The sequence below is a fragment of the Micromonospora sp. PTRAS2 genome, assembly GCF_054052245.1.
Genome location: NZ_JBSWBU010000003.1, coordinates 479,036 through 491,634, shown reverse-complemented (window position 1 = coordinate 491,634; position 12,599 = coordinate 479,036). Strand labels below are relative to the sequence as shown.

The following is a 12,599-nucleotide window of genomic DNA, read 5'->3' as shown; positions in this document are numbered from 1 at the left end:
GTTAGGACGGCGCGGGTCGGGCAAAACCTCCGACCATGGGTGGAGCGGTCCGTAACGGCGCGCAGCTGCTCGGCGAGCGCTACCGGCTCGTCGAGCAGCTCGGCGCGGGCGGCATGTCCGTCGTGTGGCGCGGCTACGACGAGGTGCTGGGCCGGCAGGTCGCGGTTAAGGTGCTCGCCTCCCGGCTGGCCAGCGACCGGGCGTTCCGGCATCGGCTCCGCGCCGAGGCCCAGGCCGCCGCCCGGCTCTGCCACCCCAACATCACCAACGTGTACGACTACGGCGAGTCCGAGCAGGCCGGGCTGACCGTCCCGTACGTCGTCATGGAGCTGGTCGACGGCGGGCCGCTCAGTGCCCGGCTCGGCCGCGACGGGACGCTGCCCTGGCGGGAGGCCGTGACCATCGGCGCTGAGGTCACCTCGGCGCTGGCCACCGCGCACGCCCGGGGCGTGGTGCACCGCGACGTGACCCCGGGCAACGTCATGCTCACCTCCACCGGCGTGAAGGTCGTCGACTTCGGCATCTCGGCGCTGGCCGGGGAGAGCGAGAAGGGCGCGGAGGGCACGCTGCTCGGCACCCCCGCCTACCTGGCCCCGGAGCGGCTGGACAACGGCCAGGTCTCCCCGGCCACCGACGTGTACGCCCTCGGCCTGCTGCTCTACCGGATGCTCACCGGCCGGCTGCCCTGGCAGGCGAGCACCACCACCCAGATGCTGCGCGCCCACATGTACGCCGAGCCCGAGCCGATGCCGGACGTGCCGGGGCTGCCCGTCGAGGTGGCCGGGATGGTGCACCGCTGCCTGGCCAAGCGCCCCGAGGACCGCCCGGCCACCGCCGAGGTGGCCCGCACCCTCGCCGACGCGGCCGGGATGCTCGCCACGGTTCCGGTGCCGTCCGCGCCGGCCGGGGGCGACCCGGCCCGGCTCGACCCGGACGTGCTCGCCAACGCCGGCACCACGATCCTGCCCTGGTCGACGGAGACCGGCGCGCTGCCCTTCCCCGGTCGCACCCGCGCCCGGCGGGCGGTGGCGCGGCGGCGTCGGGTCGAGGCGGGGGTGGCGGCGGCCGGCCTGGTGGCGGTCACCGCGACGATGTGGGGGCTGACGTCCCGCAGCCCGGCCAGCGGCGGCATCGACCGGCCCATCGAGGCCCGGATGGGGCTGACCGGGCCGCCGCCCTGCGCCGTCGACTACGCGCTGCGCAAGGACTCCGGGAAGGACTTCACCGCCGAGCTGACCCTCACCAACACCTCCGAGCGGGAGCTGCGCGACTGGACGATGAGTTTCGCGTTCCCCGGCCAGCAGACCGTGACGAAGACCGACCCGGCCGTACGCCAGCAGGGGCGCACGGTCGAGGTGCGTCCCGCCGCCGGGCAGCCCGCGCTGGCACCCGGCGCGGCCCGGAAGGTCGCGCTGACCGGCCGGTACACCGGCACGAACCCGCTGCCGCTGGAGTTCCGCCTCGGCGACGCCGAGTGCCGCGTACGCGTCTCCGGCGTCGCCGGGACCGTGCCCACCGCCAAGCCGACCGCCAAGCCGACGAAGGCCCCGGCGAAGCCCACCACGAAGAAGGCCACGGTCGCGAAGGCCGGCGGTGCGAACAGCGGCTCGGGCGGCGGCGCGAAGGCCCAGCCCGACAAGCCCGCGAAGCCCGGCCCGCCCGCCAAGCCCGGTGCGCCCGGCAAGGGCAAGGGGAAGTAGCCCGGCCGGCCCGGCTCAACCCAGCGCAGCTGGCTCAGGTCAGCTCGGCGAAGCGCTGCACCTGGGCGATGCTGCCCTCCACGATCAGCACGCTGCCCGGGGCGAGGACGGTGCCCGGGTCGGCGTACCGGAACCGCTCGCCGGGCAGCTTCGCCCCGACCACCATCACCCCGTAGCGGTCCGCCGGGGCCAGCTCGCGCAGCGGCCGCCCGACCAGCGCGTCCGGCACCCGCACCTTGGCGATGGCGAAGTCGTCGCCGAACTCGATGAAGTCGAGCATCTTGCTGACGATCAGGTGCGCCACCCGTTCCCCGGTCTCCGCCTCCGGGAAGATCACGTGGCGGGCGCCGACGGAGCCGAGGATCTTCGCGTGCTTCTCCGAGGTGGCCCGCGCCCAGATCTCCGGCACGCCCAGCTCGGTCAGCCCGAGGACGGTCAGCACGCTCGCCTCCACGGACGCGCCGATCGCCACGACCACGCGCGGGAAGTCCGTCACGCCGAGCTGCCGCAGCGCCCCCTCCTCGGTCGCGTCGGCCTGCACCACCCGGTCCAGGTACGGCGACCAGCGCTGCACCCGTTCGCCGTCGCGGTCGATGGCCAGCACCTCGTGGCCGAGCTGGGTCAGCGAACTGGCCAGGTGGCAGCCGAACCGCCCCAGCCCGATCACCGCGACGCCGCCGCCGTCTGAGTTCCTAGCCGACAATGGGTTGCTCCTCCGGGTAGCGGTACAGCCGTCGTCGGGTGTTCAACGCGATCGCCGACCCGAGGGTGAGCGGCCCGACCCGACCGACGTACATGAGGACGGTCAGCACGATCTGGCCCGGCTCGGCGACGGTCGACGCGACGCCCGAGGAGAGCCCGGTGGTGCTGAACGCCGAGGTCACCTCGAACAGTGCCCGGTGGTAGGCCATCCCCTCCGTGAGCAGCAGCATGAGGACGGTCCCGCCGACCACCAGCGCGACGCTGAGCAGGGCGACGGTCAGGGCCTGCCGCAGGCTGGCGGTGGACACCCGCCGCCGGCCCACGATGACGTCCGGCTCGCCGCGCAGCTCCGCCCAGATGGCGAAGCCGAGCAGGAAGAACGTGGCGACCTTGATCCCGCCCGCCGTGCTGGCGCTGCCGCCGCCGATGAACATCAACGCCACCAGCAGCGGGACGCTCTCCTCGTCCAGCCCCGCCGTGTCGAGGATGGCGAACCCGCCGGTGCGGATCACCGCGCTCTGGGTGAAGGTGGCCAGCACCTTGCCGGCGACGTCGTAGCCGCCGATGGTGCGCGGGTCGGGCCACTCGGCGGCGAGCAGCCCGACGAAGCCGACGACCAGCAGCACCGCGCTGCCCCACACGGTGAGCTTGGTGGCGATCGCCCAGCGGCCCGGCGTCCGCCACTCCCGGGACGCCTCGAACAGCGCGGGGAAGCCCAGCCCGCCGACGATCGTGCCGAACGCGATCGGCAGGCAGATCCACGGGTCCCGCGCGAACCCGACCAGGCTGTCGGAGAAGAGCGCGAAGCCGCCGTTGTTGAACCCCTGCACGGCGTGGAAGAAGCCGTACCAGAGGGCCCGGCCCGGCGGGTAGTCGTAGCCGAGCCAGAACCGCCCGGCGAGCACGGCGGTCATCACCAGCTCGCAGGCGGCCATGGTCCCCGCGATGCGCAGCAGCAGCCCGCGTACGTCGCCGATGCCGAACTCGGCGGTCTCGGCCTGCACCAGCAACCGGTTGCGGAGCCCGAGCTGCCGGGCGACCACGAGCACCACCAGGGTCGCGCCGCTGAGGATGCCGAACCCGCCGACCTGGGTCAGCACGGTGATCATCACCAGCCCGAACCCGTTCCAGTACGTCGGGGTGTCGACCACGGACAGGCCGGTGACGGAGACCGCCGAGGTGGCCGTGAAGAACGCCGTGCTGAACGGGGTGAACCGGTGCGCGTTGGTCGCCGCCGGCAGCATCAGCGCGCCGGTGCCGAGCAGGATCGCCGCCAGGAACCCGAACGGCACCAGCCGCACGGGGTGACGGAGAAACCGGTGCACCAGACAATCTTCCGTTCCCCGCCGACCGTCGGTGCCGAAACGGCCATCTGTCCGTCAACCCGCCCCGGTCTGCTGGGCGCGATCCCTCGACGACAGGAGACGGCGTTGCGACGTACCCTTTCCGCCCTCGGCCTGGCCGGCGCGCTGCTCGCGGCGGCCGTGGCGGTGCCGGCCATGAGCGCCTCGGCGAAGCCGGAGGCCGCCCCCGGTACCGCCCCGGACGCCGCCCCGCCGGCCGCCGCGGACCGGTCCCGGGCCGCCGACCGGCCGCTGGTCATCGGCCACCGGGGCGCGAGCGGCTACCGGCCCGAGCACACCCTGGAGGCGTACCGGCTGGCGATCCGGATGGGCGCCGACTACATCGAGCCGGACCTGGTCCCGACGAAGGACGGCCAGCTCGTCGCCCGGCACGAGAACGAGATCTCCGGTACGACCGACGTGGCGGCCCACCCCGAGTTCGCCGCCCGCAAGGCCACCAAGACCATCGACGGGGTGTCGGTGACCGGCTGGTTCACCGAGGACTTCACCCTCGCCGAGCTGAGGACGCTGCGGGCCAAGGAGCGGCTGCCCCAGGTGCGGGTCGCCAACACCGCGTTCGACGGCAAGCTCCCGGTGCCCACCCTCCAGGAGGTCATCGACCTGGCCCGCACCGAGAGCAAGGCCCGGGGCCGCACGATCGGCGTCTACCCCGAGACCAAGCACCCGAGCTACTTCGCCTCGATCGGGCTGCCTTTGGAGGAGCGCCTCGTCGCCGTGCTCAAGGCGAACAAGCTCACCCACCGCAGCGACCCGGTGATCATCCAGTCGTTCGAGACGGCCAACCTTCGCAAGCTGGACAAGCTGACCGACGTGAAGCTGGCCCAGCTCCTCGACGCGTCGGGCCGCCCCTACGACTTCACCCTCGACGGTGACCCCCGCACCTACGCCGACCTGGCCACCGCCTCCGGCCTCAAGTGGATCGCCGGGTACGCCGACGGCGTCGGCGCGAACAAGAACCTCATCGTCCCCCGGGACGCCGCCGGCAAGCTGCTCGCCCCCACCGCCCTGATCCGGGACGCCCACCGGCTCAAGCTGGTGGTGCACGCCTGGACGTTCCGGGCCGAGAACCAGTTCCTCCCGGCCGACTTCCGCATCGGCGCCGACCCGAACGCCCGCGGCGACATCACCGCCGAGTACGAGCTGTTCTACGGCCTCGGCCTGGACGGTGTCTTCGCCGACCAGCCGGACACCGCCGTCGCCGCCCGCGCCGGCCTGCCCCGCCACTGACCGAACTCGCACGAACGCGGCCCGCCCCCTCCGCCGGGGGCGGGCCGCGCTGGTTGGGCGTGCCGCGCTGGCCGGGTGCGCTGCGGCTGGCGGTGCGGCCCCCTGTTCTGCCGACTAGGGAGCTGATGTCGTAAGTGGATCGGGCCCGCACCGTCACGTTCCGAGCGTAGGCTGGTCAGGCCGCGTGACCACACCTGTCACCTGCCGGTGCAGCAGACCTGTCCGACCCGGGTCGAGCAGCTCCGGCTCGGTGCCGAGTCATCTGCGACATCAGCTCCCTAGCCGGCGAGAACAGGGGCCCGAGCCCAGGCGCAGCCCCGTCATGTCGGGCAGGTGGGGGTATCGGCGAGGCAGGACACGCCCATTTCCCCGACATGGAGTCGATCACCGCCGACCGCCGACCGCCGGCAGCCGGCAGCCGGCAGATGGCGGGTGGCGGTGGCGGTGGCGGGAGGCGACACACCGGCCGGTTGCCGGCGTGGCGATCGGCCCCCGGCACGTGCGGGGCGGTCGTGCTGCCATCGCGTGACTGTCCGGGCGGGCCACCCATTCATCGGTACTTGTGTGTTTCCGCCACATGGCTCGTGGGTGACGTCACTTCTAGCGTGATCCGACACATGACGTTAACTTTCTCCGAGTCCTCACGTGGAGTCGAAATGACGGTCCGGACGACGCGGCGGGTGTTCCTCTCCGCCGCCACGATGATGGCCGCGGCGCTCGCCGCCACGGCCTGTGGCAGCCCGCAGGACACCGCCTCCGGCGGCGGCGACGGTGCCGCCCCGGTGAAGGTCGGCCTGGTCTACTCCCAGTCGGGAGCGCTGGCCAGCTACGGCAAGCAGTACATCGAGGGGTTCCGGGCCGGGCTCGACTTCGCCACCAGGGGCACCGGCAAGGTCGGCGACCGGGCGATCGAGGTCACCGAGGTCGACGACGCGGGCGACCCGGCGAAGGCGGTGTCGGCGGCCAAGGACCTGATCGGCAAGGGCACGAAGATCATCGCCGGCTCGACGTCGTCGGGCGTGGCCCTCCAGGTGGCCCCGATCGCCGCCCAGAACAAGGTCCTGTTCATCTCCGGCCCGGCCGCCACCGACGCCGTGACCGGGGCGAACCGGTACACGTTCCGCTCGGGACGGCAGTCCTACCAGGACGTGGTGACCGCGAAGTCGTTCATCGGCGACCCGACCGGCAAGAAGGTCGTCGTGTTCGCCCAGGACGGCGCGTTCGGCGACGCCAACGAGGCCGCCGTCAAGGCCGTCATCGGCGGTGCCGGGGCCACGGTGAGCAGCGTCCGCGCGCCGGCCAGCGCCACCGAGTTCACCCCGTTCGCCAGCCAGATCAGGTCTGCGAAGCCCGACCTGCTCTTCGTCGCCTGGGCCGGCACCACCGCCCCCGCCATGTGGCAGACCCTCGACCAGCAGGGCGTGCTCTCCTCGACCACGGTGGTGACCGGGCTGGACATCCGCGCGTCCTGGCCCACGTTCGGTGCGGCCGGTGCCAAGATCTCCTTCCTGTCGCACTGGTTCGACGGGGCCGCCGACACCGAGGCCGCGAAGGCCGCCAAGGCGAAGGTCCCCGGCGGCACCCTCGACCTGTTCCACCCCGACGGCTTCGCCGCCGCCCAGATGGTCGTGCGCGCGGTCGAGCAGGGCGGCGACGACGTGGACAAGATGATCGCCGGCCTGGAGGGCTGGAGCTTCGAGGGCGTCAAGGGCACCATGACGATCCGCGCCGAGGACCACGCCCTGCTCCAGCCGATGTTCCAGGCGAAGCTGGCCGGCAGCGGCAGCGCGTACACGGCGACCGCGCAGAAGAGCCTGACCGGCGACGAGACCGCGCCGCCGGTCGGCCAGATGAAGGGCTGACCCGTGCTCGCCACCCGCGCCCTGACCTGGCGCATCGGTGAGGTCGCCATCGTCGACGGCGTGCACCTCGACCTGGCGCCCGGCGAGTTCCTCGGCGTGATCGGGCCGAACGGCGCCGGCAAGACCTCCCTGTTCAACCTGATCACCGGCCTGCGCCCGCCGACGGCCGGCCAGGTGCTGCTCGACGGCGAGGACGTCACCGCCCTCCCGCCGCACCGGCGGGCCCGGCGCGGGCTGGGGCGTACGTTCCAGTCGTCGTCGGTGTTCGGGTCGCTGACCGTGCGGGAGAACGTGCGGCTCGCCGTACAGGCGCACCGGGGTGGCTCGATGAAGCTGTGGCGGCGGGCGGCGGCCGACCGGGGGGTGGCCGCCGCCGCCGACGCGGCGCTCGACCGGGTCGGCCTGCACCACCGGGGTACGGCGCTCGCCGGCACCCTCGCCCACGGCGAGAAGCGCAAGCTGGAGATCGCCCTGCTGCTCGCCGGGGAGCCCCGGGTGATGCTGCTCGACGAGCCGATGGCCGGCGTCAGCGCCGAGGACGTGCCCGAGCTGGTCGCGGTGATCCGGTCGCTGACCGGCGACAGCGGCCGGTCCGTGCTCATGGTGGAACACCACATGGACGTGATCCTCGAACTGGCCGACCGGATCGCCGTGATGCACCACGGCGCGCTGCTGGCCTGCGACACCCCGGAGACCGTGATGGCCGACGCCACCGTCCAGGAGGCGTACCTGGGGGAGGCACTGTGACGGGCGAACCGGTCCTGACCGTCGCGGACCTGTCGGTGCGCATCGCCGGGCTGCACATCCTCCAGGGGGTGTCGTTCACCGTCGCGCCGACCGGCGTGACCGTGCTGCTCGGGCGCAACGGCGTCGGCAAGACCACCACCCTGCGCGCCGTCCTCGGGTTGACGCCCCGGGGCGGCGAGGCGCGCGGCACCGTGCGGATGGGCGGGCGGGACCTGCTCGACCGCCCCACCCACCGGCTCGTCCGCGCCGGGCTCGGCTATGTGCCGGAGGACCGCGACGTGTTCGCCGGGCTCACCGTCGCCGAGAACCTGCGGCTCGCCGAGCGGCGGGCCACCACCCCGGCGTACGACCGGGTCTTCGCGCTCTTCCCGGAGCTGGACCGGCGCGGACGGCAACGGGCCGGCTCGCTCTCCGGCGGGCAGCAGCAGATGCTCGCGATCGGCCGGGTGCTGCTCAACGACAACCGGCTGCTGCTGGTCGACGAGCCGACCAAGGGGTTGGCGCCGAAGGTGGTGACCGAGGTGGCCGAGGTGCTGGAACGCGTCGCCGAGACGGTGCCGGTGCTGCTGGTCGAGCAGAACCTCGCCGTGGTGCGCCGGCTCGCCACCGACGCGGTGGTGCTCTCCGCCGGCCGGGTCGCCTGGGCCGGCGGTGCGGGCGAGCTGCTGGGCTCGGCGGAGCTGACCCGCTCCCTGCTGGGCGTGGGCTCGGGGGAGGTGCGGGCGTGAACACGATCGTGCTGCTGACGCTGACCGGGCTCGGCCTGGCGGCGCTCTACTTCCTCGTCGCGTCCGGGCTGTCGCTGGTCTTCGGCCTCGCCGACGTGCTCAACTTCGCCCACGGGCTGTTCCTCGGCGTCGGCGCGTACGGGACGTGGTGGGCGGCGGGCAACCTGCCCGGTGCCGGCGGCGAGGGGCTCGGCTTCGTGCTCGCCGTCGCCTTCGGGGTGGCCGCCGGCACGGTCGTCGCCGTGCTCGTCGAGCTGGTGCTGATCCGGCCGCTGTACTCGCGCACCATCGAGCAGGTGCTCGTCACCGTCGGCCTGTCGCTGGCCGGGGTGGCGCTGCTCCAGGCCACCTGGGGCGCGGACGCCCGGCCGTTCCCCCGCCCCGCCTGGACCCGGCAGGTCACCGGGATCCTCGGCGCGCAGGTGCCCAACGGCGGGCTGCTGCTGATCGTCGCCGCCGCCGTGGTGCTGGGGGCGCTGCTGGCGTTCCTGCGCTGGACCCGGTACGGGCTGATCATCCGGGCCGGCGTGGAGAACCGGGAGATGGTCACCGCGCTGGGCATCGACGTGCGCAAGGCGTTCACCCTGGTCTTCGCCATCGGCGGGGCCGCCGCCGCGCTGGCCGGCGCGCTCGGCGGCGTCTACTTCGGCACCGTCTCGCCCGGCCAGGGCGGCTCGCTGCTGATCTTCGCGTTCATCGTGGTGGTGATCGGCGGCATGGGCTCCGTCGTCGGCTCCGCGTACGCGGCCGTCGCCGTCGGCCTGCTGCAACAGTTCGTCAACTACTACGGCGCGTCCGGCGTCGGCGACCTGTGCGTCGTCGCGCTGCTGGCCGTGGTGCTGCTGCTGCGCCCCCAGGGCATCGCCGGAAAGGTGGCTCACGCATGACCGACTCGATGGTCGAGGCGCCCCCGGCGCGGGTGCCGGACGAGCTGACCCCGCACCGGCGGGGCTGGCACGGGCTGCGGCCGTACCTGCCGCTGGTGGCGCTGGCCGTGGCGGCGGTCCTGCCGTACTCGACGCTGGAGCTGCCCGGGATCTTCGAGGGGCCGCTGAACTCGCCCGGCACCCTGCAACTGCTCGCCGTCTGCCTCGTCTTCGGCGGCCTCGCCGCCGGCTACGACCTGCTGTTCGGGCGCACCGGGATGCTGTCCTTCGGGCACGCCCTCTACTTCGCCGCCGGCGTGTACGGCACCGACATCCTGGTCACCCGGGCCGGGCTGCCGCTGTGGGAGGCCGCGCTGCTCACGATCGTCGGCGGGACGATCCTCGCCGGGCTGCTCGGCGCGGTGGCGCTGCGTACGGCCGGGATCGCGTTCGCCATGGTCACCCTCGCCTTCGCGCAGGTCGGGGCGATCCTGGTGGCCCGGGACTTCGGCGGGCTCACCGGCGGCGAGGAGGGGCTGCCGCTGGACGTGTCGGGGCTGCCCGCCGGGCTGGTCGGGGTGGCCAACACCGTCAACCTGTACTGGCTGGCGCTGGCGTACCTGGCCCTGGTGGTGTTCGTCGTGCACCGGGTGTCCGGGTCGCCGACGGGGCGGGTGCTCGCCGGCCTGCGCGACGACGAGCGGCGCATCGGCGTGCTCGGGCTCGACCCGTACCGGTTCAAGCTGGTCGCGTTCACCCTGGCCGGCGGGCTCGCGGCGGGCGGGGGAGTCGTCTACTGCCTGATCGTCGGCGGCGCGTCGCCGCACATCACCTCCAGCGAGCTGACCCTGTCGCTGCTGGTGATGGTGGTGCTCGGCGGCCCCGGCACCCGCTGGGGGCCGGTGCTCGGCGGCGTCGGCTACATGTACCTGGACCACCGGCTCACCGCGTTCGGCAGCAGCGACGCGGTGGAGTCGCTGCCGGCGTTCCTGAGCCGCCCCCTGAGCCAGCCGCTGTTCGTGCTGGGCACGGTGTTCATCCTGGCCGTCTACTTCTTCCCCGGTGGCCTGGCCAGCCTCCGCACCCGCCTCGGCCCGCTGGCCCGCCACCTGCCCGCCCGCCGCACCCCTTGACCGACGGGGCGGGGGGCCGGGGCTGGTAGGAATGGGGGGTGGATCAGCAGGGACAGGTGCGGGAACGGGCCGAGGCGGTGCTGCGTCGGCTGGCCGGCGACCACGCCCGGCTGCGGGAGGACCAGTGGCGGGCCATCGAGGCGCTGGTGGTGGACCGGCGTCGGGTGCTCTGCGTGCAGCGCACCGGGTGGGGCAAGTCGGCCGTCTACTTCGTGGCCACCGCCCTCCTGCGGGACCGCGACGGGGAGGGCCCACCCGCCGACTCGAAGCCCGCCGACTCCGGAGCCGCCGTCGTCGGGCCGACGGTGATCGTGTCGCCGTTGCTGGCGCTGATGCGCAACCAGGTCGAGGCCGCCGCCCGCGCCGGCATCCGGGCCCGCACCATCAACTCGGCCAACCTCGACGAGTGGGACGCGATCACCGCGGAGATCCACGACGGCGCGGTGGACGTGCTGCTGATCAGCCCCGAGCGGCTCAACAACCCCGACTTCCGGGACGCGGTGCTGCCTCAGCTGGCGGCGACGACCGGGCTGCTCGTCGTCGACGAGGCGCACTGCGTCTCCGACTGGGGGCACGACTTCCGGCCCGACTACCGGCGGCTGCGCACGTTCCTGGCGAACCTGCCGGAGCGTACGCCGGTGCTCGCCACCACGGCCACCGCGAACGCCCGCGTCACCGCCGACGTCGCCGAGCAGCTCGGCGACGCGCTCGTGCTGCGCGGCACGCTGGACCGGGAGTCGCTGCGCCTGGGGGTGCTCGACCTGCCCAGCCCCGCGCACCGGCTCGGCTGGCTCGCCGATCACCTGGACCAACTGCCCGGCTCCGGGATCATCTACACGCTGACCGTGGCGGCGGCCGGCGAGACCGCCGAGTTCCTGCGCTCCCGGGGCTACCCGGTCGCCTCGTACACGGGGCAGGCCGAGGACGCCGACCGGCGGGCCGCCGAGCAGGACCTGCTCGACAACAAGATCAAGGCGCTGGTCGCGACGAGCGCGCTGGGCATGGGCTTCGACAAGCCCGACCTCGGCTTCGTGGTGCACCTGGGCGCGCCGCCGTCGCCGATCGCGTACTACCAGCAGGTCGGCCGCGCCGGCCGCGCCGTCGAACACGCCGAGGTGCTGCTGCTGCCCGGTGCCGAGGACGCGGCCATCTGGCGCTACTTCGCCTCGCTGGCGTTCCCGGCCGAGGAGCAGGTGCGCGCCGTGCTGGCCGCCCTGCACACCGACCGGCCGCTGTCCACCCAGGCGCTCGAACCGATCGTCGACCTGCGCCGGGCCCGCCTCGAACTGATGCTCAAGGTCCTCGACGTGGACGGCGCGGTGCGCCGGGTGCGTGGCGGCTGGCTTGCCACGGGCGAGCCCTGGGTCTACGACGAGGCCCGGTTGCGCCGCGTCGCCCAGGCGCGCACCGCCGAGCAGCAGGCCATGCGCGAGTACGCGACGACGCCCGGCTGCCGCCTGCGGTACCTGCGGGAGTGCCTCGACGACGCCGGGGCGGGCGACTGCGGCCGGTGCGACCGGTGCGCGGGCCCGCTGTTCACCGCCGACGTGTCTTCGCCGGCGCTGGGCTCGGCCCAGGGCTTCCTGGGCCGCCCCGGGGTGGACGTCCCGCCGAAGAAGCTGTGGCCGACCGGGCTGGACGCGGTGGGCGTACCCCTGAAGGGCCGGATCCCCCCGGCGGAGCAGGCGCTTTCGGGGCGGGCCGTGGGGCGGCTGTCCGACCTGGGCTGGGGTGGCCGGCTGCGGGAGCTGGTCGGCCCCGGCGCGGCGGACCGGCCGGTCCCCGACGACGTGGCCGGCGCGGTCGTCGAGGTGCTCAAGGCGTGGGCGCACGGCGACGACCCGTGGCCGCGCCGCCCGGTCGGCGTGGTCGCGGTCGGCTCCCGGCGGCGGCCGGAGCTGGTCGGTTCGCTCGCGGAGCGGATCGCCGCCGTGGGCCGGCTGCCGCTGCTCGGCGCGGTCGTGCCCACGGGTGCCGCCGGCCCGGACGGTCCGCGCGGCAACAGCGCCCAGCGGGTACGCGCGCTGCACGACGCCTTCGCCCTGCCGGACGGGCTGGCGGACACGCTCGCCGGGCTGGACGGGCCGGTGCTGCTCGTCGACGACCTGGTCGACACGGGCTGGACGCTGACGATGGTGGCCCGGCTGCTGCGCCGGGCGGGCGCGCCCGACGTGCTCCCCCTGGCGCTGGCCGTCGCCGGCTGACGCGTGTTTGCAGGGGCCCCCTGTTAACGCATTCTGTTGTACAGGGGGCCCCTGCAAACAAAAGTT

At 73.9% G+C, this 12,599-nt stretch carries 10 protein-coding genes; 8 read left to right on the top strand and 2 right to left on the bottom strand.

Features of this window, described 5'->3' with window-relative positions; genetic code table 11:
* The first annotated feature begins 35 nt into the window (after positions 1-35).
* The gene (locus tag ACVMYR_RS13095; RefSeq protein WP_457121896.1) at positions 36-1,700 is read left to right on the top strand and encodes a protein kinase domain-containing protein; all 1,665 of its coding nucleotides are present in this window, start codon (positions 36-38) and stop codon (positions 1,698-1,700) included.
* A 34-nt stretch (positions 1,701-1,734) separates the two neighbouring features.
* Here the strand turns inward: ACVMYR_RS13095 and ACVMYR_RS13090 are convergent, their stop codons facing one another.
* Together ACVMYR_RS13090 and ACVMYR_RS13085 are read right to left on the bottom strand one after the other, a co-directional pair.
* The gene (locus ACVMYR_RS13090; protein WP_176734118.1) at positions 1,735-2,367 is read right to left on the bottom strand and encodes a potassium channel family protein; all 633 of its coding nucleotides are present in this window, start codon (positions 2,365-2,367) and stop codon (positions 1,735-1,737) included.
* A 25-nt stretch (positions 2,368-2,392) separates the two neighbouring features.
* Complete coding sequence (locus ACVMYR_RS13085; RefSeq protein WP_431896873.1) at positions 2,393-3,727, bottom strand: TrkH family potassium uptake protein; 1,335 nt, start codon at positions 3,725-3,727, stop codon at positions 2,393-2,395.
* A gap of 105 nt (positions 3,728-3,832) precedes the next feature.
* Between ACVMYR_RS13085 and ACVMYR_RS13080 the strand changes: the two genes are divergently transcribed.
* The 7 genes from ACVMYR_RS13080 (at position 3,833) to ACVMYR_RS13050 (ending at position 12,533) form a co-directional block, all read left to right on the top strand.
* The gene (locus tag ACVMYR_RS13080; RefSeq protein ID WP_457121895.1) at positions 3,833-4,993 is read left to right on the top strand and encodes a glycerophosphodiester phosphodiesterase; all 1,161 of its coding nucleotides are present in this window, start codon (positions 3,833-3,835) and stop codon (positions 4,991-4,993) included.
* A 656-nt stretch (positions 4,994-5,649) separates the two neighbouring features.
* Complete coding sequence (locus ACVMYR_RS13075) at positions 5,650-6,855, top strand: substrate-binding domain-containing protein (RefSeq protein ID WP_457121894.1); 1,206 nt, start codon at positions 5,650-5,652, stop codon at positions 6,853-6,855.
* A 3-nt stretch (positions 6,856-6,858) separates the two neighbouring features.
* Positions 6,859-7,602 (top strand): ABC transporter ATP-binding protein, encoded by a 744-nt coding sequence (locus tag ACVMYR_RS13070; RefSeq protein WP_043965379.1) that lies wholly within the window; start codon positions 6,859-6,861, stop codon positions 7,600-7,602.
* Positions 7,599-8,330: an ABC transporter ATP-binding protein gene (locus ACVMYR_RS13065; RefSeq protein WP_457121893.1), complete on the top strand. Its 732-nt coding sequence runs from the start codon at positions 7,599-7,601 to the stop codon at positions 8,328-8,330. Before ACVMYR_RS13070 ends, ACVMYR_RS13065 begins: the two co-directional genes overlap by 4 nt.
* Entirely contained in the window at positions 8,327-9,217 is an 891-nt protein-coding gene (locus tag ACVMYR_RS13060) for a branched-chain amino acid ABC transporter permease (RefSeq protein WP_091276581.1), read from the top strand. The genes ACVMYR_RS13065 and ACVMYR_RS13060 overlap by 4 nt, the downstream gene beginning before the upstream one ends.
* On the top strand, positions 9,214-10,329 hold the full coding sequence (locus tag ACVMYR_RS13055) for a branched-chain amino acid ABC transporter permease (protein ID WP_457121892.1): 1,116 nt from the start codon (positions 9,214-9,216) through the stop codon (positions 10,327-10,329). The genes ACVMYR_RS13060 and ACVMYR_RS13055 overlap by 4 nt, the downstream gene beginning before the upstream one ends.
* A gap of 38 nt (positions 10,330-10,367) precedes the next feature.
* Positions 10,368-12,533 (top strand): DEAD/DEAH box helicase, encoded by a 2,166-nt coding sequence (locus ACVMYR_RS13050; protein WP_457121891.1) that lies wholly within the window; start codon positions 10,368-10,370, stop codon positions 12,531-12,533.
* The last annotated feature ends 66 nt before the right edge of the window (positions 12,534-12,599 follow it).

Coding starts and splice junctions, on each gene's coding strand:
- ACVMYR_RS13055 (WP_457121892.1), top strand. CDS start 9,214: ATGACCGACTCGATGGTCGAGGCGCCCCCGGCGCGGGTGCCGGACGAG.
- ACVMYR_RS13075 (WP_457121894.1), top strand. CDS start 5,650: ATGACGGTCCGGACGACGCGGCGGGTGTTCCTCTCCGCCGCCACGATG.
- ACVMYR_RS13095 (WP_457121896.1), top strand. CDS start 36: ATGGGTGGAGCGGTCCGTAACGGCGCGCAGCTGCTCGGCGAGCGCTAC.